Origin of the sequence: Phnomibacter ginsenosidimutans (assembly GCF_009740285.1) — a bacterium.
Lineage (GTDB): Bacteria > Bacteroidota > Bacteroidia > Chitinophagales > Chitinophagaceae > Phnomibacter > Phnomibacter ginsenosidimutans.
Genome location: NZ_CP046566.1, coordinates 4,322,862 through 4,346,044 on the forward strand (window position 1 = coordinate 4,322,862; position 23,183 = coordinate 4,346,044).

21 protein-coding genes and 1 pseudogene are annotated in these 23,183 nt (G+C 48.3%); 11 read left to right on the forward strand and 11 right to left on the reverse strand.

Annotated elements, in window-relative coordinates:
• Positions 1 to 135: 135 nt before the first annotated feature.
• The 8 genes from cysS to GLV81_RS20890 all read right to left on the reverse strand — a co-directional run bounded on the left by cysS (position 136) and on the right by GLV81_RS20890 (position 8,598).
• Positions 136 to 1,668, reverse strand: a complete 1,533-nt coding sequence (gene cysS / locus GLV81_RS18775; protein WP_157480548.1) for a cysteine--tRNA ligase — start codon at positions 1,666 to 1,668, stop codon at positions 136 to 138.
• A 296-nt stretch (positions 1,669 to 1,964) separates the two neighbouring features.
• Positions 1,965 to 2,711, reverse strand: a complete 747-nt coding sequence (locus GLV81_RS18780) for a hypothetical protein (RefSeq protein ID WP_157480550.1) — start codon at positions 2,709 to 2,711, stop codon at positions 1,965 to 1,967.
• 36 nt (positions 2,712 to 2,747) lie between these two features.
• Entirely contained in the window at positions 2,748 to 3,857 is a 1,110-nt protein-coding gene (locus tag GLV81_RS18785) for an endonuclease/exonuclease/phosphatase family protein (protein WP_197428771.1), read from the reverse strand.
• Positions 3,858 to 3,931: 74 nt separating this feature from the next.
• Positions 3,932 to 5,068 (reverse strand): endonuclease/exonuclease/phosphatase family protein, encoded by a 1,137-nt coding sequence (locus tag GLV81_RS18790; protein WP_157480553.1) that lies wholly within the window; start codon positions 5,066 to 5,068, stop codon positions 3,932 to 3,934.
• A gap of 13 nt (positions 5,069 to 5,081) precedes the next feature.
• The gene (locus GLV81_RS18795) at positions 5,082 to 6,005 is read right to left on the reverse strand and encodes a rhomboid family intramembrane serine protease (protein WP_157480555.1); all 924 of its coding nucleotides are present in this window, start codon (positions 6,003 to 6,005) and stop codon (positions 5,082 to 5,084) included.
• Between the two features lie 95 nt (positions 6,006 to 6,100).
• On the reverse strand, positions 6,101 to 6,958 hold the full coding sequence (locus GLV81_RS18800) for a rhomboid family intramembrane serine protease (RefSeq protein WP_157480557.1): 858 nt from the start codon (positions 6,956 to 6,958) through the stop codon (positions 6,101 to 6,103).
• Between the two features lie 225 nt (positions 6,959 to 7,183).
• Positions 7,184 to 8,341 (reverse strand): 23S rRNA (uracil(1939)-C(5))-methyltransferase RlmD, encoded by a 1,158-nt coding sequence (gene rlmD / locus GLV81_RS18805; protein WP_246186127.1) that lies wholly within the window; start codon positions 8,339 to 8,341, stop codon positions 7,184 to 7,186.
• A complete protein-coding gene (locus GLV81_RS20890; protein WP_246186128.1) occupies positions 8,260 to 8,598 on the reverse strand; it encodes a TRAM domain-containing protein in 339 nt (112 codons plus the stop codon). Before GLV81_RS20890 ends, rlmD begins: the two co-directional genes overlap by 82 nt.
• 256 nt (positions 8,599 to 8,854) lie before the next feature.
• On the opposite strand from GLV81_RS20890, the gene GLV81_RS18810 reads away from it, so the two are divergent.
• The 6 genes from GLV81_RS18810 (at position 8,855) to GLV81_RS18830 (ending at position 13,449) form a co-directional block, all read left to right on the forward strand.
• On the forward strand, positions 8,855 to 9,373 hold the full coding sequence (locus GLV81_RS18810) for a response regulator transcription factor (protein WP_246186129.1): 519 nt from the start codon (positions 8,855 to 8,857) through the stop codon (positions 9,371 to 9,373).
• Complete coding sequence (locus GLV81_RS20895; protein WP_246186130.1) at positions 9,373 to 9,570, forward strand: winged helix-turn-helix domain-containing protein; 198 nt, start codon at positions 9,373 to 9,375, stop codon at positions 9,568 to 9,570. The genes GLV81_RS18810 and GLV81_RS20895 overlap by 1 nt, the downstream gene beginning before the upstream one ends.
• Positions 9,560 to 10,942: a sensor histidine kinase gene (locus tag GLV81_RS18815; RefSeq protein WP_197428772.1), complete on the forward strand. Its 1,383-nt coding sequence runs from the start codon at positions 9,560 to 9,562 to the stop codon at positions 10,940 to 10,942. The genes GLV81_RS20895 and GLV81_RS18815 overlap by 11 nt, the downstream gene beginning before the upstream one ends.
• A gap of 150 nt (positions 10,943 to 11,092) precedes the next feature.
• Positions 11,093 to 11,686 (forward strand): hypothetical protein, encoded by a 594-nt coding sequence (locus GLV81_RS18820; RefSeq protein ID WP_157480561.1) that lies wholly within the window; start codon positions 11,093 to 11,095, stop codon positions 11,684 to 11,686.
• Between the two features lie 20 nt (positions 11,687 to 11,706).
• On the forward strand, positions 11,707 to 12,150 hold the full coding sequence (locus tag GLV81_RS18825) for a rhodanese-like domain-containing protein (RefSeq protein ID WP_157480563.1): 444 nt from the start codon (positions 11,707 to 11,709) through the stop codon (positions 12,148 to 12,150).
• 9 nt (positions 12,151 to 12,159) lie between these two features.
• Positions 12,160 to 13,449, forward strand: coding sequence for a M20/M25/M40 family metallo-hydrolase (locus GLV81_RS18830; protein ID WP_157480565.1), 1,290 nt, complete (start codon positions 12,160 to 12,162; stop codon positions 13,447 to 13,449).
• Positions 13,450 to 13,777: 328 nt separating this feature from the next.
• Here the strand turns inward: GLV81_RS18830 and recA are convergent, their stop codons facing one another.
• A complete protein-coding gene (gene recA / locus GLV81_RS18835; protein WP_281350742.1) occupies positions 13,778 to 14,824 on the reverse strand; it encodes a recombinase RecA in 1,047 nt (348 codons plus the stop codon).
• 269 nt (positions 14,825 to 15,093) lie between these two features.
• Here recA and tig point away from each other — a divergent pair, with 269 nt between their 5' ends.
• The 4 genes from tig (at position 15,094) to GLV81_RS18855 (ending at position 19,544) form a co-directional block, all read left to right on the forward strand.
• Positions 15,094 to 16,470, forward strand: a complete 1,377-nt coding sequence (gene tig, locus GLV81_RS18840) for a trigger factor (protein ID WP_157480567.1) — start codon at positions 15,094 to 15,096, stop codon at positions 16,468 to 16,470.
• Positions 16,471 to 16,643: 173 nt separating this feature from the next.
• Positions 16,644 to 17,996 carry a Gfo/Idh/MocA family protein gene (locus GLV81_RS18845; RefSeq protein WP_157480568.1) on the forward strand — a complete coding sequence of 451 codons (1,353 nt, stop codon included), beginning with the start codon at positions 16,644 to 16,646 and terminating at the stop codon, positions 17,994 to 17,996.
• A 96-nt stretch (positions 17,997 to 18,092) separates the two neighbouring features.
• Positions 18,093 to 18,812 carry a 3-keto-disaccharide hydrolase gene (locus tag GLV81_RS18850; RefSeq protein WP_157480569.1) on the forward strand — a complete coding sequence of 240 codons (720 nt, stop codon included), beginning with the start codon at positions 18,093 to 18,095 and terminating at the stop codon, positions 18,810 to 18,812.
• Between the two features lie 126 nt (positions 18,813 to 18,938).
• A complete protein-coding gene (locus tag GLV81_RS18855) occupies positions 18,939 to 19,544 on the forward strand; it encodes a 3-keto-disaccharide hydrolase (RefSeq protein ID WP_157480571.1) in 606 nt (201 codons plus the stop codon).
• Between the two features lie 3 nt (positions 19,545 to 19,547).
• On the opposite strand, the gene GLV81_RS18860 is transcribed toward GLV81_RS18855, so the two are convergent.
• A complete protein-coding gene (locus GLV81_RS18860) occupies positions 19,548 to 19,994 on the reverse strand; it encodes a hypothetical protein (protein WP_157480574.1) in 447 nt (148 codons plus the stop codon).
• Between the two features lie 251 nt (positions 19,995 to 20,245).
• On the opposite strand from GLV81_RS18860, the pseudogene porX reads away from it, so the two are divergent.
• Positions 20,246 to 21,801: pseudogene (porX, locus tag GLV81_RS21845) on the forward strand (T9SS response regulator signal transducer PorX).
• 40 nt (positions 21,802 to 21,841) lie between these two features.
• Here the strand turns inward: porX and GLV81_RS18870 are convergent.
• Positions 21,842 to 23,143, reverse strand: coding sequence for a dipeptidase (locus GLV81_RS18870; RefSeq protein ID WP_157480576.1), 1,302 nt, complete (start codon positions 23,141 to 23,143; stop codon positions 21,842 to 21,844).
• Positions 23,144 to 23,183: the final 40 nt, after the last annotated feature.

Sequence of the window (23,183 nt, forward strand, 5' to 3'; positions counted from 1 at the left end):
GGATAAAAGAGTGCCTTTTCAATCTGTGAATTCGTGGCGTAAAACAATTCTGGCCACAGATGCACAGATTTTTCGACTAATACCAACAGCCTTCACATCATGTGAAGGCTGTTGGTATTACTTAAAACAAAGTATTTACATGCTCCAACTAACGGTGCCGTCTTTTTCATCTTTCAGCTGAATGCCCAAGGTCATCAGTTGGTTGCGGATGGCATCGCTGGTTTGGTAGTCTTTGCGGGCCTTGGCTTCTTTGCGCAGCTGAATGAGCACATCCATCACGCCGCCCAGTTTGCCATCATCCGTAGCACCTGCAGCCGAAGGGTTTTGCAATCCGAAAATATCTTCAAGCCACACTTTCATCTGCAATTGCAATTGGGTAAGCGTAGCAGCACTCAAAGCCGTGGTAGCTATTTGTCCGCCTTTGATGCCGTTGATGATCGGCGCCAGTTCAAACATGTTGGCGATCACTTTGGCACTGTTCAGGTCGTCGTTCATGAACTCGGCAAACTCAGTAACCAGCTTGTTCACTTTGGCGTCGAGCTGTGCATCACCGGCACTACTGCCAAACTTGGCGGCATCCAGTTTCTGCAGGTTTTCGTAGGCTTCCCATAGTCGCTTCAAGGCTTTTTCGGAACCTTGCAGGGCTTCGTTGCCAAAGTCGAGTGTACTGCGGTAGTGGCTCTGCAAAATGAAAAAGCGAATGGTCATGGGGTGGTAGGCCTGCTCCAGCAGGGGGTGATGGCCGCTGAACAGTTCGGTCAGCTTAATCACGTTGTTGTAGCTCTTGCCCATCTTTTTACCATTGATGGTAATCATGTTGTTGTGCAGCCAGTAGCGGGCCATCAGCTTGCCGTGGTGGCAAATGCTGCTTTGTGCAATCTCACTTTCGTGGTGCGGAAACTGCAGGTCCATGCCGCCACCGTGGATGTCGAACTCTTCGCCCAGGTACTTGCTGCTCATGGCCGAGCACTCAATGTGCCAGCCGGGAAAACCTTCGCCCCAGGGGCTGGCCCAGCGCATGATGTGCTCTGGCGGTGCTTTTTTCCAAAGAGCAAAGTCGGCCTTGTCGCGTTTCTCTTCCTGGCCATCCAGCTCACGGGTGGTTTCCAGCATATCATCCAGCACACGGCCGCTCAGCTTGCCGTAGGGGTTGCTGTCTTTAAAGTCGTCGGCGTATTTTTTTACATCAAAATACACGCTGCCGTTTTTCTCGTAGGCATAGCCTTCGGCCATGATTTTTTCGATCATTTCTATCTGCTCTACAATGTGGCCAGTGGCGGTGGGCTCAATGCTCGGTTCTACGTTGTTGAACTGCTTCATGGCCCAACGAAACAGGTTGGTGTACTTGGTTACCAGCTCCATGGGCTCCAATTTTTCGAGCACGGCTTTGCTGGCAATTTTATCTTCTGCCTGTCGGCCTTCTTCTTCAAAGTGGCCGGCATCGGTTACGTTGCGAACGTACCGCACTTTGTAGCCCAGGTGGGTAAGGTAGCGGTACAGCACATCAAAGGTGACGTAGGGGCGGGCATGGCCCAGATGGCTTTCGCCACTTACGGTGGGGCCGCATACATACATACCTACGTGGCCGGGCGTAATCGATTGAAACGGTTCTTTAGAGCGGGTGTAGCTATTGTACACATGCAGTTGCGATGCAGCAGTATCAGACATATCAAAAGAAAAATTAGAAGTACAAATGAATGGGGTTGCAAAGATGCCGAAGCAAAAAGTAAGAAGTGCTGATTAACAGCAACAACAACAACAGGTATGGTAAATGGCGGTGTTCATTTGCAGGGCAATGTTACGAATAAGCATTGAGCAAATGCGGGATAAATCAATTGATGCTTTGCGATCGGGTGGCTTTAGAAGCAGAAAACTTTTATCCAATTTCAGGACGAGACAGCAAAAAACTCCAAAGTTTGCACACCATAGAGCCTGAAGCAAAACCCGTGTTACCACCAGTATTTCTATTTTGTGTCATACTCGTCTGGTAATTTTAAAGCAAAGGTCTTCATTTTCTCCCTGCTAATTTTGTTTGTTATTTCATAATTGTCACGATACAGAAATTGAATCATAATCGGATAATTGAATTTCATATTTACATTCAATAGTCCATAGTTTTTGTAATTGAAAAGGTTGAATAACCAATAGTTGTGGTGTTCGTGTTCTACTAAATTCATGGTGACAATTTCAAAATTTCCATCTCCATCCAAATCTCTCTCTTGTCGGTTATTAATCATTTTGTCCGCAAAAGATACCTTTTTAAAACTCTTGTCAATCTGTTGAAATAGATAAATAACTTTTACGTTCAAAGCTGCTATTCCATTTCCCATATAGGCAGAAATGATTTTTATGTCTTCAAGTCCGTCACCGTTTATGTCGGCAACTCTCAAGGTGTCTAAACCACCAGGATTAAATCCCATATTTTCAAAAATCTTCTGCGTTTCTTTCTTATTACGAAAAACACGAATTATGGAATTTTTCCACCAATGGTCAGTGAATGAAGTTAGCTGAATCGTAAGTGTGTCACCGTTGTTGTAAAATTTTGGAATTGTCAAAGTGCTATGGACTCTTTTTTCTTTTTCAGTCTTGTCGTATGTTTTCCATTCATTGTAAGACTTGTATTTTATGACAGGATATTTCTCAAATGGAAATTGTCCTTTTGCAGTCCAAGTAAAAAATGTCAGACCTAAAATGGTTAGTAGTGTCTTCATTAGTATTGACGGTAACAAATGCGTAAACGTGAAAATTTATTTCAGCAGCTGCAGGTCGGCCACCACAGGCAGGTGGTCGCTGTAGTTAGAGGGTATCGTGGCGCATTGCGTTACTTCCCATTTGGGGTTGGCAAATATGTAGTCGATGCGCAACGTAGGCACCAAACCCATGTAAGTACGGCCAATGCCAAATCCTTTTTTCAAAAAAGCATCTTGCCAGTTGCTGCCGCGAAGCTGCCAGTAGGCATAGCTGCCCGGCACATCATTTACATCGCCACAAAAAATAGCGGGGTAGTGGCTGCTATCGAGTACGGGCCGTATCTGATCGGCCTGGGCACCGCGGTTGCGAAAGGCCCGTTTCATTTTCTGAAAAATATTGCTCGATGCTTCTACGAGTTCCTCACTGTTGTTGCCTGCGGCTTGTTCCAAATGCGCAAAATCGTTGCCCAGCAGTTTAAACGATTGCAGGTGCGACGTAAAAATGCGAATAGTATCTTTTTTCCAGGCAATGTCGGCAAACAACAGGCTTTCGGGGCTGGAAGTAAACGGCACCCGCTTTTTGAACACAATAGGATAGCGGGAAAAAATAGCCACACCGCTGGTGTACTTCCACGCTACCCGTGAGTAGTCTTTCGACATCACATAGTACGGAAAGCCGAGCTCCTTCATCCATTGAATATTGTCGTGTCCTTCGTGGGGTTTGTCAAACTGGCCAAACTCCTGAAAGCACACCACATCGGCCCGGTAGGCTTTGATGAGGGCATACATGTTGCGGGTGGTTTCCCGCAGGGTTTTGGGGTCTTGTGCCCCGTTGCCTTTCATGGCTTTTACATTCCAGGTAAAAATGCGGAGCTGCTGGGTATTGGCGGGTTTGCGTTTGCTAAAGTCGGGGTTGTGCGTAGCTACCAGCACACTCAGTTGCTGCCAGCCCAGTAGCAATGTGATGATGGAAATAAGAGTGTATTTGATTTTGAAAAAAAACCAAAACACAACAAACAGCAACAACAAAACGCAGAGGTAAGGAATGGTGAGACTCAGAAAACTGATGAGCCAAAAGCTTTCCGGATTGAGCCATGGCTGCAAACAGGCCAGCAAAAAAAGCACACTCACCAGCAGATTGCTGCTGATGAAAAAACGTTTGCTCATTTTTCTAAAACTGAATGCCATGTACCGGGGCTGAATTTAATACCTATTGGAATATAGAAAGCTGATATGGTTTGTTATAGCCATCTGAAATCTGCCAGCAAGGGTTTGTGATCGCTGATGCGAAGTGTGGGACTGTGCATTTGCAGCACTTGCAGTTGGGGGTGGTGCAGCAGGTAATCAATCCGCAGGTTGGGCAGGTTTGATTTGCGGTAGGTTTTACCCCAGCCAAATCCGGTTTCCAGAAATGCATCCTGCAGCGGGCCTTTTACCTTGCGGTATACATACGACGTCGGAACAGAATTCAAATCAGCGCCAAGTACTACCGGCACCGTGCAGGTATCTACAAATGCCCGCAGTGTTTGCGCCTGGGTAGTGTGATAGGCCTGATAATAGCGCAGCTTTTTGAGCTTGCTTCCTGTAACGAGTACGCTGGTATCCTGTTGTAAAATAAAACCGAAGGTATCGGCAGGCATCACCCCCAGGTTTAAGTGCATGCTGATAAAATGAGTGGTGGCAATGCGCACCGGTTTGTTGTTGTACAGCACATCGGCCCAGGCAATGTACGGTGCATACTCTCTTTGCGGGTATTGTACTTTTCCGCTGCGCAAAAAAGGTTGTTTGGAAAAAATGACTACACCTTCTTCTACCTCTCCCCAAGGTTTCACGTCTTTAAAATAAGGGGCAAAATGCATGAATGCATAACCCAGTGTATCGCGGAAGAAAGCAATGTTGGAATGCAAGGCGTCACTTTTGTAATCCTGAAAATCTTGCATAACAATAATGTCAGGATTGGCATTTCTGATGAACGCTTCGGCTTCTTTTCTGCCGGGCAATAAAGGGTGATAAAAAGTATCGATGCCGGATAACTGCTCACAATTCCATTGCATAATGCGGAGCGAACCAGCGGCTTTTTGGGGTGTCCATTTTTTGGCAAAAGGATGCACGGCCCACATGTTACTCATGACTATGATACCCATGCACCAACTGTACAACCAAAACTTGCGGTAAGCAAAACGATAGCGGTACAAGAGCAGTAGCAATGCAGCAAAAGCAAACCATAAATATGGCCAGCCAATGCCGATAATGCCCATTGGCCACCAATTGGCTGGCGGTTTGCTGTACAGCAACAGGCTTACTGTATACAGCAGCAACGCCGGCCATGCCAACAGCCGAATAAACCATGGAGAATTTTGTGTGGGGTGCTGCTGCATGAAACGGGGAACGCTACAACGAATCGTTGCTGGCTTTTTTCAGAAATTCTTTTTCTTCATCCGTAAGCGAATGATAGCCCTGCACACTGATTTTATCGAGCAGTTCATCTACCCGCTGCTGTGTCAGTTTTGGTGTAGCTTTAAAAGGAGCAGGGCCTTGTTTGTAATGCAGTTTTTCTTTTTGCTTGCGTTGCTGGTCTTCCTTTTTTGGGTCGAACATGTGGAAGAACCAGTGATACAATTGATGCATCCATTCGCCCCAGTCGGCACCACGTTGCACGGCCTTCATATACAGCAAGCCAATAAAGCCGCCGGCCAAATGTGCCACCGCAGTACCGGCACCAATGCTGGCAATGAGTGCATAATCTATCAACACAAAAATGAGGGTGAGCACCCACAAAGGTATGCCACCCATGAGCAACGGAAAGATGCGGTAGTTGGGTGCTAAAGCAGTGGTAGCCACCGCTACAGCCATCAGCCCGGCACCGGCCCCTTCCATGGGGCGGATGACGTTGATTTGCTGCTGCAGTACAGGGAAAATATTGACCGTAACCAAAAAGAAAAATGCACCCACTAAACCACCATACATGAAAATGGGTGCCAGATGTCGGTTACCCATCAGGTCTTGCAGTATGTAGCCAAAAGCCCATAGCCACAGCATATTGCTGATGAGCTGCCACACCTCGCTATGGGTAAACATGTAGGTAAAAATGGTCCAGGGGCGGCTGAGCAAAACGCTGGGCTCAGCAGGCAGGGTCAGCCAGTTGAGTACCTGCTTAATGAAAAAGTTTTCAGGAATGCCGCTGAGGTAATACCCAATTTGCAAAAAAGTGACAATCACAAACATGATGGTCGAAACGGCCACCAGCCCCACCAATGCATTGTTTTCTGCACCCAGTAAAATGGTTCGTTTTTTTTGTCCCGGATATGTGCCCATAACCTATGTGTGCTTTTATGAAAAGGCCTGACAGCCAAATAAAAAATGACAACGAATGAACAAGGAGCGTGGTTGCATCTGGCTCCAAATTTTACTTAGTAAAAACTTCGCCGGTTGTTTTTGTTCCAGAAGTACACCAGCAAAAAACCCACCAGTGCACCGCCAAGGTGAGCCCAACGGGCAATGTTGTCGCCGGCACTGTTGCGTACGGCCATGCTCAGTTCAAATGCGATGTACAGTAGCACAAACCATTTGGCTTTGATGGGTACAAAAAAGTAGAGGTAGATGTAGGTGTTGGGAAACAAATAGCCAAAGGCGGCCAGGCAGCCAAACACCGCACCACTGGCGCCCAGCGTGGCTTCGCTCAGTGAATAGTTGGCATGGTCGGTTACCAGCATTACGGCCTGCTCTGCTATTTGCAAATTGTTGGGCTCGTATTGCCACGCCGTAAGAATGCGGGCTGCAATATTGTAATCGTAGCCTGAGTTGAGGTTGTACGTGTTGTAATAATTGATGTACGCCTGCAGGGTAGGATGCGCTTTGAACGATTCAAAATCGCTAACGAGCTGCATGTTTTCGTACCACAAAAAACCGAGGTGCAACAGTGCCGCACCTAAGCCACACACCAGATAGAAAATGAGGAACCGCTTTGGCCCCCAAAGGTTTTCCAGAATGGAGCCAAACATCCACAACGCAAACATATTGCTGATGAGGTGCATGAGGCTGCCATGCATAAACATATGGGTAAACAGCTGCCAAGGCTTAAACAACGGCGAAAACAAATGGTGCAAGGCAAACAGGTTGCTGGTATTGCCCACTTTTACCTGCAAGTCGCTGCCGGGAAAAACACCATCAAAAGTGACCTGGGCCAAAAACACCAGGGCATTGATGATGAGCAGATTTTTTATCACTACCGGCAAAATCTGAAAGCTACCGGGACGAAATTGAGTCATAAGAATGCCGCTACGTTTGTTTCGGTGTTGCGAAGTACGAATAAAAAAGCCAACAGAAGTTTGCGAGAGTGTTAATCCATGAATTGGGCGTGTAGTGGGTGGTTGAAAATAAATACCGGGTTTGGACTCCGCCCTTTCTGTATTACCCTCACCCAGCCTCTCCCAAGGGAGAGGAGACGTAGGTTGGGTGGCTCTAATCTCCCGACTATAGGCTTTTAGCCCCCTTTAGGGGGTTGGGGGTTTGAGTTTCAGCTGCACCACATTTTCGATATGATGGGTGTGGGGAAACATGTCGACCGGCTGCGCTTTGGTAACCTCGTACTTGGCGGCCAGCAGGCGCAGGTCACGGGCTTGCGTGGCGGGGTTGCAGCTTACATACACCACCGTGGGTGCAGCCATGTCCAGTATTTTCTGCACCAGCTTTTCGTGCATGCCGGCCCGTGGCGGGTCGGTAATGATCACGTCGGGCCGGCCGTGTTTGGTAAAAAAGGCGTCGTCGCAAATGTCAATCACATCGCCAGCGTAAAAATGCGTATGCTCCAATCCGTTGAGTGCGGCGTTGGCTTTGGCATCGGCAATGGCTTCTTCTACCAGCTCTACGCCAATTACCTGCTGGGCGCCCTTGCTGCAAAAAATACCGATGCTGCCGGTACCGCAGTATAAGTCGTACAGGTTTTGACTGCCATCAAGCTCCGCAAAGTCGCGGGTAATTTGGTACAGTTTCTCTGCCTGTTTGGTATTGGTTTGAAAAAACGATTTCGGACTGATGAGAAACTGAAAATCTTCCAGCTTTTCGGTAGCATGGGCGGCCCCAAAATAGAGCTGGGGTTCCAGGCCCATCATGCTATCGTTGAACTTGGTATTGATGGTATAATACAAAGTAGTGATAGCCGGCACCTGCTGCAGCAAATGGTCGAGCAATTGCTGGCGCATCTCTTTCTGCTCGTAGCCCAGCATCACATTCACCATCAAATTGCCGGTAGTACACAGGCGGTATTGTACGCCCCGCATCCAGCCGGTGTGTTGCTTCACGTCGTAAAAAGGCATGTTCATGTCGATGGCCTTTTGGCGCAGCACATCTCGTATCTGGTTGGCTGGTTCGGCCATCAGGTGGCAATGGCCCAGGTGTACCACTTTGTCAAACACGCCTTTGGCATGAAAGCCTGCAAAGCTGCCCAAGGCACTTACATCGGGGTTGTTGAGTTCTTCGCGGCTGAGGTAGCGTTTGTTGGCAAACGTAAATTCCAGCTTGTTGCGATAGCCGGTGGTTTGCTGGCAGCCCGCTATGGGCAACAGGTTTTCTACCGCCACACCGCCAATGCGGGTAAGCTGGTCATATACCTGCTGTTGTTTAAAAACCAGTTGTTTTTCGTAGGGCAGCATTTGCCACTGGCAGCCGCCGCATACACCAAAGTGTTCGCAAAAGGCGCCACCCTGTCGGGGCTGTAGCTAATGAACTCCACGGGTACACCCTCGGCCCAATCGCTTTTGTTGCGGGTGAGCAATACATCCACCACATCGCCGGGCACGGCTCTTTCTACAAACACTACTTTACCATCTATCCGGCCCAGGCTTTTGCCTTCGGCAGCGTAGGCCGTGAGCTCCAACCCACGTACAAACTGATTTTTCTTTTTGCGCATAATGAGGCGGCAAAGGTAACGAGGAGGAATGCCAATGTGCCAATTAGCTAATATGAAAATGTGCCAATGCTAAACAAGCAGCGGTTCTGTATTAGCCTGCTTCACAGAAAAAAGTTGATGATCAATGAATCCGTGAACATCCGTTTCATCCTGCAAATCCGTATCCCATTGCATTTTCTACACATCCTTGTCTCATTGTCTTTTACAAAAACGATATACCGCTCCTAAATCAGCAAGTGCTATTTTGCAGCATACCATGCAAACCCCAGTTTCCATTTTAATAGTAGAAGACGATCCCGATGTAGCCTCCTTGCTGCACAAAGGGCTCAGTGAAGCCGGCTATCAAATCAGCCTGGCTTTTGATGGCGTGTCGGCACTATCGCTGGCCCGGCAGCAAATGGCCAACCTGCTGATACTGGATGTGATGCTGCCCGGCAAAACAGGACTGGAAATTTGCGCCACCCTCCGCAGCGAAGGCATTGATACGCCCATACTCATGCTCACAGCACTGGCCAGCACCGAGCAAATTGTGCACGGTTTGGATGCGGGTGCCGATGATTACATGGTGAAACCGTTTAAACTGGCCGAACTGATGGCCAGGGTGCGTAACCTCATCCGCAGGGCCAAGCCTACGGCCGGCGATGCGGCACCTACAAGCAACGATCAACCGTTGCAAATGGCCGATTTGGTGTTGCTGCCCCGCAAAAAGCAGCAGAAAGAAACGGGCAACCCATTTCACTCACGGCTACCGAATACCGCCTGCTGGAGTACCTGATGCAAAACCCCAACCGGGTGCTCAGCCGGCAAGATATTTTGGAAAATGTATGGGGCATCGACTTTAACCTCAGCACCAATGTGGTGGATGTATACATCAACTATTTGCGCAAAAAAATAGACAAGCCACACCAGCAAAAACTTATTCAAACCATCATTGGCATGGGCTATGCCCTGCAGCAAGAGCATGACACTTAGAGCAAGACTAACAGGGTTGTTCATTGCCGTGGTAGCGGCCATTGTGTTGCTGTTTAGCAGCCTGGTGTATTTTTTTGCCAACCAAAATGTGTTTGCCGATTTCTACAAACGCTTAGAGCTACGGGCAAGGCTGGCAGCCCGTATTACACTTGAAGATGCTGCCAAAGGCAACACTGCTTTTAATGAGCTGCGCAATGAATACATTGAAACACTGCCTTCGGAAAAACAATATTTCATTCGGCTGAATGAGCAGTCGCAACCTGACAGTGGCATGCAGGCGGTAATACCTGCCAGTCTCATTAGCGATGCGGTAGCCAAGGGCTCTGCCGTAGGCCGCGATGGCAATACCTTGTATGCCGGTTTGTACGTGCCCGAAAGCTGGGGCAAGTATGTGGTGGTAGTGTCGGGCAGAAACGATTATGGTGTACAGTTTCTCAACAACCTGCAATGGTTGCTTATCGCCAGCTTCATCATCAAAGCACTGATATTGGGTTTTGTGGGCTTTCTGTTTTCGCGGCGCATTTTAAAACCCGTACTCGATTTTACCAGCAAAGCCAAAGACATTGGAGTGCATAACCTCACAGTGCGTTTGCCCGAAGGATCGGGGCAAGATGAAATGGGCGTGTTGGCAAGCACCTTCAACCACATGCTCGACCGCCTGGAAACTTCGTTCGAGTCGCAAAAAAGTTTTATTGGCAATGCTTCACACGAACTGCGTACACCGCTCACCAGCATTATGGGCGAAGCAGAATGGGCCTTGCTGAAAACCCGCAGTGCCGAAGAATATCAGCAATCACTGCAAACCATTCAAAAGCAGGCAGAGCGGTTGGAAGAAATAACCCGTTCGCTGCTGAGCATGGCCCGCACCGGCTTTGATGGTGGCCGGCAAGAAATGACACGGTTGCGTATTGATGAAAAACTGCTTCGTGCCAAAGAACTGGCCGATGCCATTTACCCCAACAATCGCATTCGCTTCGATTTCAGCCACCTGCCCGAGCAGGAAGAACAGCTGCAGTTATGGGGCAATAAAGATTTGTTACAATCTGCTTTTTCCAATGTGCTCATCAATGCCTGCAAGTACTCCGACAACAACGAAGTGCTGGTAAGTCTGGATGTGCAATCGCCCAACCTCATTGTACGCATTTCAGACAAAGGCATAGGTATTCCGGCCAAAGACCTGCCTTATATTTTCGATCCGTTTTTCCGTGCCTCCAATGTGAGTGGCTACATGGGCTATGGTATTGGTTTGCCATTGGCCCGCAACATTGTTCGGTTGCACCATGGCGAAATAACCGTGGAATCGGTAGAAGGAAAAGGCACCAGTATTACCATTGTACTGCCGCAACTCATGTACAGCGCCAAGCCAGATTAGAATTTCTAATCTCCACATTAAAAATGCCGTCATTCTTGCTCAGCACATTCTAATGAATGATTAATGCCATCTTAAGACCTTTCTGCTGCAGCGGTTCTAGGTTTGCATCATCAATCGAGATTGATTGATGAAGGCCTCAATTCTTGCACCATGATGAAATTGATTGTACCTACAGATTTTACAGTAAAGTCTTTGCAAGCGGTAAGAGCAGCCATGCAGGCCTTTCCCGATGAGCAATTGCAAATTGTGTTGTTGCACATCATGCGGATTTCTAACGACCCGATGGATTTGTTGATGCTGCCCCGTGAACGCAAATACCTCAGCTTGTTTACAGAAGCGTACCGCAACGAAGTAGAAAAAATCCGGCAGCAATCAAACGGTCAGATCGATAGCATTTACACCGATTTTTTATACCTGGGCATACAACGTGTTTTCAACGATTATGTACAGCGTCATAACGTGGATGCATTGATGCTGGCCGAAGGGCTGGAATGGCAATTGCCCACTGAATACAGTATTCACCCTGAAAAGGTATTTGTAAAATCTACCGTGCCTGTGTTGCGGCCATCGCTGCCAACAGCCACCATTAAAACCATGCCGCAGTTAGAGGAAAAGATCAGCAGGCAAGCCGCTATGCTGTTGCATTTGGATAAGCACCATCACACCCGATCCATACGAAGATCAACCATGAGTACAAACCGGTTTGCCTGCACAGGCAGCCGGTTTTGTTTATGTTGGGTATAGCTACCGCCTATCTTTACGGCATGGCTACACATATGCGTCGTTTTTATGGTTTGTTGCTTATTGCTTGCATGCCCATGTTCATGGCCTGTGCTCAACCATCGGGTGCAGAGCCCTGGCAGCCCCATCAGTTGATGCCGCCGGCACAACTGGCGGCCAATATTCAGTCGGGCAAGCAAGTGCCACTCATCATCAGCATTGGGCCGGGGGCTATCATCAAAGGCTCAGTAGATATTGGGCCCGGTGGCGATGCGGCCAATATTGCCAAGCTCAAAACCTTATTGCAACAACAAGATAAATCTAAGCCCGTGGTGATTTACTGCGGTTGTTGTCCGTTTCGCAATTGCCCCAATATCCGGCCGGCATTTGCACTACTCAATAGCATGGGTTTTACCAAACATCAACTACTCAATTTGTCTACCAATATCAAGGTTGATTGGATAGACAAAGGTTTTCCCGTTCAATAAAATTTTCGCATGAAATCATTCTTCTTTTTAATGCTGCTTGCTGCGGCAGCAGTAGCTACACAGGCACAATCACTTACTGCAACAGAACAAAAAATTGTGGCCGAAGTACAACGCCAGCATGCTACCAATGTGGAGCTGCTGAAAGAAACAGTGAACATCAATAGTGGTTCGCTCAACATTGCCGGGGTAAAAGCCGTGGGCGAAAAACTGGCTGCGGCGTATCGCAAAATTGGTTTCACCACAGAGTGGATTACCCTGCCCGATTCGTTGAAACGTGCCGGCCATTTAGTAGCCTACAGAAAAGGAAAAAAGGGCAAACGCATTTTGATGATTGGCCACCTGGATACGGTATTTGAGCCCGACATGGAAGCCAATCCTTTCCGCATGATTAACGACAGCACAGCAACCGGCCAAGGCGTGGTAGATATGAAAGGTGGCAATGTGATGATGCTGGCCATTTGCCAGGCACTGGCCAATTTGAATTTGATAGACGACGCCACGATTGTGTGCTACTATACCGGCGATGAAGAAAGTACTGGCTCGCCGGAATGGGTAAGCCGGCAAGATTTTATTGCCCGTGCCAAAGCCAGCGATATTGCCTTGGGTTTTGAAACCGCACAAAACTTCAGCACGGTGGCCATTGGACGCCGTGGCAGCAGCAGCTGGAAGCTGACGGTGCAAGGCAAGCAGTCTCACTCAGCAGGCATGTTTGGCGCCAATGGCAGCTATGGCGCCATTTATGAAGCCGCCAGAATTTTGACGGAGTTTCGCCAAAAATTGGAAGGCGAAAAGTACCTGACCTTTAGCCCGGGCGTAATAGCAGGAGGAACAGAACTCAACACCAATGATGAAGCATTTCGGGCTACGGTGAGTGGCAAAACCAACATCATAGCACCGGCAACGGTGGTGTATGGCGATTTGCGTTTTTTGGGCGAACAGCAAAAAGCCAATGCCCGCAATACAATGCGTCAGATTGTGGTGAATAACCTGCGGGGTACCACTGCGCAAATAGAATTTTATGATGGCTTCCCTAGCATGGAGCCAAAGCCGGGCAACCTACAGTTAGTACAACAGCTCAACGATGTGAGCATGGCAATGGGTTTGGGCCCGGTAAAAGCCGGTGACCCCGGTAGCCGTGGAGCCGGCGACATTAGCTGGGTAGCACAATATGTAGATTGTATCGATGGATTGGGTGCCAGCGGTGGCGGTGCACATGCCCCCGGCGAAACCATCAACATGAAAGAACTACCACGGCTTACAGAAAGAGCGGCAGTGTTTGTGTACCGCCTCACCCGATAAAAAGACAACACCCACGCCGGGTGTGATGGCGCAGGTGTTGCATGGGGTTTGTTTCAGGGGTAGAGGGTCAAACTCGTCGGTTGGTTCGTATGAGCTTCCTTTCGAGATGGTAAAATTGCAACAAAGCATATCGGTGAGCAATACGGGAAACACCCAATTTTGAAGGGCTTTTTGCGTAAAAGCCGCAAAATGTTAAAGTTCTGAAAATAGAAAACCGCCCCCTGGCTGGTGGAGACGGTTTTGCTGTAAAATCCGTTGGCTGCTGATACTGGCAAAAGAATTCGCCTGCGTTAAGAAACAGCCTGGATCAAAATAGTCAAGGCAATAATCATGCCGCTTGCATTTCTTGAATTTTCGCTCTGATTTTGGCTTCGATTTCTGCACTTAGTTCGGGATTATCCCGTACCAGTTCTTTTACGGCATCCCGGCCCTGGCCCAATTTGTTGCCTTCATAGCTAAACCAGCTGCCGCTCTTTTGTAAAATGCCGAGCTCTACGCCCATGTCAATGATTTCGCCGCTCTTGCTAATGCCTTCACCAAAAATGATGTCGAACTCAGCCTGACGGAAAGGCGGGGCCACTTTATTCTTTACCACTTTTACCCGGGCTCGGTTACCAATGGCTTCATCGCCATCTTTAATCTGGCTTACCCGGCGAATGTCCAATCGTACAGAAGCATAAAACTTAAGGGCATTACCACCGGTGGTGGTTTCGGGGTTGCCAAACATCACACCAATCTTTTCCCGCAACTGGTTGATGAAGATGCAGACAGTATTGGTTTTATTAATGGTAGCGGTGAGCTTACGCAAAGCCTGGCTCATCAGTCGGGCCTGCAAGCCCATTTTGCTATCGCCCATTTCGCCTTCCAGTTCACCTTTGGGCACCAGTGCGGCTACAGAGTCAATTACCACTACATCCAAAGCGCCAGATAAAATCAGGCGGTCGGCAATTTCAAGGGCCTGTTCGCCGTAGTCGGGCTGGCTGATGAGCAGGTTGTCTACATCTACGCCCAGCTTTTGCGCATAGTTGCTGTCAAAGGCATGTTCCGCATCAATAATGGCACACATGCCACCTTTCTTTTGGGCTTCGGCAATCACGTGGGTGCTCAGGGTGGTTTTACCGCTCGATTCAGGACCGTAGATTTCAATAATCCGGCCACGAGGCAAGCCGCCAATACCCAAAGCGGTATCCAGCCCGATGGAGCCGGTTGAAATGACTTCCAGTTGTGCGGTGCCCTTTTCGTTCATCATCATTACGCTACCCTTGCCAAAATCTTTGTCGATTTTGTCGATGGTTAGCTTGAGGGCCTTCAGCTTTTCGGCGTTGGCATTGTTGCTCATAGTCTCGTTTTCGGTGTTAGTAGAATTCTTGGCCATTACTAAAATATAAAAGTATTAACGCGGTGAAGATAGGGGCAATTTCTTTTACACACTAACATTTTTAGTTTTTCAATGCTAATTTCTTTTGGGATGCGGCGCAAACCCTTAGCAGGGGCGAAAAGGCTTCTGCTAAAGTGTGTATTTGCAAGGGGTGATTCCGTTACCTTTGCAGCCCCAAATCCGGAAGGATGCGGGATTGGGTGCTGGCCCGAGAGAAAGACCAATTGGCCGACGCTCAAATTCAAACTTCAAATTTTGCAATAACAATGGCAACAGTTACCCGGGAAAATGTAGGCCTGCTCACAGACCGCCTCACCGTACAAATTACCAAGGACGATTACTATCCGGCGTTTGATAAGGCGCTGAAAAATTATGCGAAGAAAGCCAATGTACCCGGCTTTCGCCCCGGCATGGTTCCTTTGGGCCACGTAAAGAAAATGTTTGGCAACAGCGTATTTACTGAAGAAGTATTGCGTTCGGTTGAAAAAGAAATCAATGGCTACCTCGATAAAGAACGCCCTGAGATTTTTGCGCAGCCCCTGCCTACCGATGACAATGCAGCTACTGTTGGCAAGCTCGATATGAACCAGCCTGCAGATTACAGCTTCAGCTTCGAAATTGGTTTGAAACCTGCATACACCGTTGCCAACCCGGCCGATGCTACCATTAAGCGCCGCAAGGTGAAGGTGACCGACGAAATGGTGGAAGAAGAAGTAAGCCGCCTGCAAAACCGCTATGGCAACATGCAGGAGCCCGAAACAGTAAACAACGACCAGTGTGTGCTGAATGTAACTTTTACAGAAGTAGATGCCGACGGCAACGCTGTAGAAGGCGGCGCTGCCAAAGACAACAGCTTGCTGGTAAGCTATTTTGCTGAAGCTGTTCGCCCTCAGCTCAATGGTCTGAAAGTTGGCGATAGCATCACCGTAACATTGGATGAAGCTTTTGAAGCCAAAGAAAAAGAATGGATTGTGGGCGACCTCGGCCTGAATGAAGTAGCCGATGCGGGCAGCAAAAAATTCAAGATCACCATTACCAAAATTGGTTTTGTAGAAAAGCGTGACCTCAACGAAGAGTTCTTTAACCAACTCTTCCCCGGCAAAGCCATTGCTACCGAAGCAGAATTTAAGCAGGCGGTAAAAGAAGACATCGAAGCGTACTGGACCAATCAGGCCCGAAGCCAGGTGCACGACGAAATCTATCACTACCTCATCGACAATACCAACATCGAACTGCCCGTTGACTTTTTAAAGCGCTGGTTGCAGAGCGGTGGCGAAAAGCCGAAGACTGCTGAAGAAGTAGAAGCCGAGTTTCCTTCATTTACCAACTCATTGAAGTGGACCCTCATCAGCGATAAGCTCACCGTAGACAACCAGCTTCAGGTAAACCCCGAAGAGCTCCGCGAATTTGCGAAGCGCCAAATGATGGGCTACATGGGCGTAACTACGCTGGATGAAAGCACAGCATGGCTCGACAGCTATGTAGACCGTATGATGAGCGACCGCAAATACATCGACCAGATGTACAACCAGCTGATGACCGACAAGCTGTTTACATGGGCCGAGTCGCAGGTAACCAAGTTCAACGACGAAGAAGTAAGCGCCGAAGAATTTGCCAAGCACCAGCATCACCACGCACATTAACCTGCATGGCGCTGATTAGTTAGGGCCATGAATAAATAGATGAACGCCCCGGATTTTCCGGGGCGTTTTTTTATAACACATGATGTTCAATCTCCGCCAGCGATTATTAAAAAAACTTACCTATTTACCACTTCATTTTTTGGCTACATTCATTGGCTATAATGCGAAGCCTTATGAGTCAGAAAAACCGTCGTTCGTTCTTACAACAAATGGGCCTTGCCGGGGCCGCTATGATAGCCGGCAAATCTGTATTGGCTGCTGATGTGCCAGCCATTCACCATCCGCTGCACAGGTTAATGCCGATGCCCGATGATCAACCCATTCGCATGGGACTGATTGGTGCCGGCGGAATGGGCACCGAAGACATGAAATCAGCACTGCAGCATGCCAATGTAACCATCACCGCTGTATGCGATTTGTACAAGGGCCGTATTGATGCAGCCAAACAACGCTGGGGCCAACAATTGTTTGCCACCAACGATTACAAAGAATTACTGAAACGTAGTGATGTAGATGCGGTGATTATCGGCACACCCGATCACTGGCATCAACCCATTAGTATAGCAGCGCTAGAAGCAGGCAAGCATGTGTATTGCGAAAAGCCGATGCTGCACAAAGTAAGCGAAGGTTGGGCGCTGGTAAACGCCTGGAAAAAAAGCGGCAAAGTATATCAGGTGGGCAGCCAGGGCGTGAGCTCTTTGGGCAATGAAAAAGCCAAAGAATTATTGGCAGCAGGTGCCATTGGCGAACTCAACTATGCCGAAGGTTTTTGGGCAAGGATGAGTCCGGAAGGAGCATGGCAATATAAAATCCCCGCCGACGGCAATGCACAAACGGTAGCCTGGGATAAATACGAAATCAACAAGAAGCATGCATTTGATCCGTTGCGCTTTTTCCGCTGGCGCAATTACCTCGATTATGGTACCGGTATGAGTGGCGATTTGTTTGTACACCTGTTCAGCAGTCTGCACTTCATTACCAACAGTATGGGCCCGTCTAAAATAGCCGCCATGGGTGGCCTGCGCTACTGGAAAGATGGCCGCGATGTACCCGATGTTTTGCTGGGTATGTTCGACTATCCGGCTACGCAAGCACATCCCGGTTTCGACCTGAGCCTGCGTTGCAATTTTGTAGATGGGACCAGCGGCACTACTTACCTGCGCCTCAACGGTAGCAAGGGTAGCATGGATGTAGAATGGGATAAAGTAACGGTTCGCCTGAATGCTGATGCGGGTACCAACGATCCCTTCCTGAAAGCCAAAGCGGCCGAGCAGGGCATGGCCAAAGAAGAACGCAAAAAAATGCTGCCGCCCCGCGAAACTGTGTACAAAGCAGAAGATGGCTACAAGGGTGCTCACTACGATCATTTCGGCAACTTCTTCCGGGCCATCCGCACCGGCGGTACCGTAGCCGAAGATCCCGTGTTTGGCTTCCGTGCCTGTGCACCGGCACTCCTGTGCAACGACAGCTATTTCGAAAAGAAATATGTACTGTGGGATCCGGAAAACATGAAAGTACTTTCTTAAAAAAATGGAACCACGAAGGCACAAGGAGCATAAAGAATTTGCTTGGTGTTCCTTGTGCTTGCTTCGTGTCTTCGTGGTTCAAAAAATACAAGCTACATGAAAACATTCAGCACCATCATTGCCTTGGCTTTTTCATTTACTACCATGGCGCAAACAGCCGATAACACCCTGAGCAAAGCCGAAAAAAAAGCAGGCTGGAAACTGTTGTTCGATGGCAAAACCAGCAATGGCTGGCGGGGCTTTAATAAAACCGTTTTTCCAACAGGATGGGTGATTGAAAATGGCACCCTCAAAGGCTTGGGCACAGCCCATGGTGATACGGGTGGCGATATTGTTTTTGGCGATGAAAAATTTGAAGACTTTGAGCTGACGATAGATTGGAAAATCAGCCCCGGTGGCAACAGCGGTATTTTTTACCATGCTGCCGAAGGTCCGCAGTATAAAGCACCATATGCCACGGCCCCCGAGTATCAATTGATTGACGACAACAACTGGCCCGGCCCCGGCAAGCTGGAAGACTGGCAAAAAACTGCCTGCGACTATGCTATGTACGTGGCTCCTGAAAACAAAAAACTCAAACCTACCGGCGAATGGAATACAACGCGTATTGTATTTACGAAAGCCAAAGTAGAGTATTACCTCAACGGACAACTCACGGTGTCGTTTGTGCCCTGGAGTGAAGACTGGACCAAGCGTCGCAACAGCGGCAAATGGGAATCTTTTCCTGACTATGGCAAATTCAAAACCGGCCTCATTGCCCTGCAAGATCATGGCAGTCCTACCTGGTTTAAAAACATTAAAATCAGGAAGCTGTAGAAGGCAAAAAGCTGAAAGCCAAAAGCTGAAGGCAGAAAGCAAAAGCAACAAAACACCAACAATTGCCGAAGGCAATTTTCTCTGAGCTCTCCTTAGCTCTGTGCGAAAAAAAACGAAAACGCTCCCATGAAAAAAACAATACACTACCTCCTGATGGCCATGCTGGCCATTACGGTTTCGAATACTTCTGTTGCACAAAAAATAAAACTCTTCAATGGCAAAGACCTGAAGGGTTGGAAAATTTACGGTACTGAAAAATGGTATGTAGAAAATGGCCTGCTCGTTTGCGAAAGCGGCCCCGACAAGCAATACGGCTATCTGGCTACCGAACAGCACTACGACAATTTTGAGTTGACACTTGAGTTTAAACAAGGCGCTGATGGCAACAGCGGGGTGTTTTTTCGCAGCACCATTGACGGTACCAAAATAACCGGCTGGCAGGTAGAAGTGGCACCACCCAAAAACAACACCGGCGGTATTTATGAAAGCTATGGCCGCGGCTGGCTTATCAAACCCGACCCTGCACTGGATCAATACCTGAAATATGGTGAGTGGAACAAAATGAAAATCCGCGTAGAAAATGGCACGGTGACCACCTGGCTCAACGGCCAGCAAATGATTACCCTCACCGATGTAAAAATTGGTGCCGGCAAAGGCAGCATCGCTTTACAAATTCATGATGGTGGCGGTATTAAAGTGCAGTGGCGAAAGTTGGTATTGAAACCACTATAGGCGTTATCCACCTTTGAGGTGTTTCATTCCTTCCTGTGCTTCTTTCGCATCACTCAGCGATTTGGCCAGGTAAAAGATGATCACTCCTTTGATAATGATTCCCTTTAGAATAGACGTGGGATCAACAACAATATCCATCAACAACAAGGCTCCGTATACAATCAATCCGCTAAGGATGGCTGTATACGGTTTCTTATTAGAGTAAAAACCCAGCAACAGAAACACAACTGCTATACTCAGGGTTATTGCCAAGGTAACTGCCGCAGTGGTACCATCGGGAGACATATAGGCATAATATGCACCTACCAAAGCCTGCACTCCGGCTACAACAAACAGTGCTGTTCGGGCATACCGGATGGATTTGTCGTATTCACCCGGCGTAAAAACCGATTCATCAAATATGCTGGGCTGTTGAACCTCTTCAGGAGCTGGTTGCGTGTTGTTGTCCATTGTGCAGGGTTGTTTTTTCGAAAATAAAAGGAAACTGAATGCAATCTTACTATGTTACTTATGAGTTGATACTTGTAGAGAATTCTACAACCAATGAGTGAAAAAGTATCGCCAAAGTTCAACGGGTATTTGCCTTGCTGCAGGCTTTGTTGTATATCTGCAATACAAGTCGGGAGTGGGTAGTCCGAAGTCTGGAGTAAGGACATCAGTACTCACCAACCCGTACACTCGTAAACATTGAAACTTCCGACATGAGCCTCGCCAAAATATTGTGGGTAGACGATGAAATAGACAGCCTGAAAAGCCAGTTGTTGTTTTTGCAAAACAAGGGCTACGAAGTGGCCTGCCTCACCAATGGTTTTGATGCCATTGATTATGTAAAAGAACACCCGCTGGATGTGGTGCTGCTCGATGAAAGCATGCCCGGCATTAGTGGCCTGGAAACACTGGCAAAAATCAAAGCAATCAAAAGCAATCTGCCCGTGGTCATGATTACCAAAAACGAAGCAGAAAATGTGATGGAAGATGCCATTGGCAGCCAAATCAGCGATTACCTCATTAAGCCGGTGAACCCCAGCCAGGTGCTGTTGAGCCTCAAAAAGATTCTTGACAACAAACGCCTCGTCAGCGAAAAAACTACTACTAGTTACCAGCAGGAATTTCGCAACCTGTTCATGGAGCTCAACAGCAATCCTGATGCACAGGAATGGCAAAAAATTTATGCCAAGCTGGTGTACTGGGAAATGGAAATGGACAAGAGCGACAGCCCCGAAATGCGGGAAGTTTTTCAAACCCAGAAGGACGAAGCCAACACCGAATTTTTTAAATACGTGAGTCGCCACTATGCCAGCTGGATAAAGCCTGGCAACAGCGAAGCACCGGTGATGAGCCATAGCCTCATTGCCCAAAAGGTATTGCCCAACCTGAGCAAGGGAACGCCCACATTTTTGTGCTCATCGATAACCTGCGCCTCGATCAGTGGCGGGCTATTCAGCCCATTTTTGCAGAGAGCTTTCGCATTGTAACGGAGGATAGTTTTTACAGCATTTTGCCCACGGCTACGCAGTATGCCCGCAATGCCATTTTTGCCGGCCAGCTACCCATCGATATTGCAAAACAGTATCCGCAGCTTTGGAAAAACGATGATGACGAAGGCAGTAAAAATTTACACGAAGAAGAATTTTTAAAAGCACAGCTGAAGCGGTTGGGCAAAGGCGATCTCAAAATCAGCTACACCAAAATTTTGACGAACGATGCGGGCCAGCAGTTGGTGAACAACATTCACAACATGCTGGGCAACGACTTGAATGTCATCGTGTACAATTTTGTAGACATGCTGAGCCATGCCCGTACCGAAATGGAAGTGCTGAAAGAACTGGCCAGCGACGAACGCAGCTACCGCAGCATTACCAAAAGCTGGTTTGAGCACAGCCCGCTGTACGAAGCCCTCAAAAAAATAGCCGATAAAAAAGTGAAGCTGGTACTGGCGACAGACCACGGTAGCATACGGGTAAATACTCCCGCCAAAGTGGTGGGCGATCGCCAAACCACTACCAACATCCGCTACAAGCATGGCCGCAACCTCAACTACGAAAACCGCGATGTGCTAGCCTTTCGCGACCCCAAGGAGGCGGGCCTGCCCAGCCCCAGCATCAACAGCAGCTACATTTTTGCCCGTGAAAATACCTACCTCTGCTACCCCAATAACTACAACCACTATGTGAACTATTACAAGAACACTTTTCAGCACGGCGGTGTGAGCCTGGAAGAAATGATTGTACCCGTGGTAGTGATGGAAAGCAAGTAAAAACTCCACAGCCACCAGTGGCTGCGGAGTTCGATGTTGACTACAGCTTGCCTGCTTGAATCTTCTTGGCTACTTCCTGCACATCGTCGAGTACACGCAGCAGGTTTTCGCCCCATAGCTTTTTGATTTGCTTGCTGGTATAGCCTCTGCGTACCAGCTCAATGGTCACGTTGAGTGTTTCTGCAGCATCGTTCCAGCCTTCTACACCACCACCGCCATCAAAATCGGAACTGATGCCCACGTGGTTGATGCCAATTTTTTTCACCATGTAGTCAATGTGGTCTACAAAGTCTTTTACATCAACCGGCGGTGCTGCAGCTACTACTTCGCTGGCAATTTTGTCTTTGTATTTTTCGGTTAGGGCAGTATACTTTTTATTGTATTCTTCCCTTGCAGCAGCGGGCAATTCCATCACCGCCCGACGGTTCAATAATTCAAAGCCTTCCTGCTTGGCATAAGCGGCCATGAGTTCATTGCTTTTGGCTGAGTAAGCAGCTGCTTTTTTTGCATTCACATAGGCCCTGAATGCAACGGTTTGCACCACGCCATTGTTTTCTTTCACCATTAGCAGCACTTCATCGTCGAGGTTGCGGGGCACATCGTTGAGGGCCCGTGCAGAAGAATGGGAAGCAATCACCGGCGCCTTTGATAGTTGAATGGCCTGTATGTTGGAGGTTTTGGCCGGGTGCGACAAATCAATCATAATGCCCCATTTGTTCATTTCGGCAATCACTTCTTTGCCCAAGGGGCTCAGGCCGTTGTGCATCCATACGCTGTCGTTTTCTCCGGTGTTGCTATCGCAGAGCTGGCTGTGGCCGTTGTGCGACAACGACATGTAACGGGCACCGCGATCGGCAAACTCTTTTACCCGGGCAATATCGGTGCCAACGGGGTAGCCATTTTCTACACCAATCATCGCTACTTTTTTGCCCGATGCTACAATGCGCCGCACATCGGTACTGGTAAGGGCCAGTTCAATTTTGTCGGGTGCAATGTCGGTACACAGCCGGTGAATGGCTTTGAATTTTGCATCGGCATTGGCGTACGCTTTGGCATAGCCGTCGGGGGTTAGTTCACCCTGGCCTGTGTACACAATCAACCAGGTTACATCGAGGCCGCCTTCTTCCATTTTGGGCAGGTTTACCTGCGTACTCAGCCGCTGCGTGTAATTGATTTCCGGGGTAAAGTTTGTCACATTGATATCATTGTGCGTATCAATGGTGATGGCCTTTTCATGAATGGCCTTGGCCTTTTTCAGGAGTTTTTCTTCGGCAGCAGACTGGCTGTGGGCTAGTTGAAAACCGGCCAGCAATACAAAGAGGAAGGAAAATTTCATGGGCATGTTGATAGATGATGGACTTATTAAAAATGAAATCTACAGC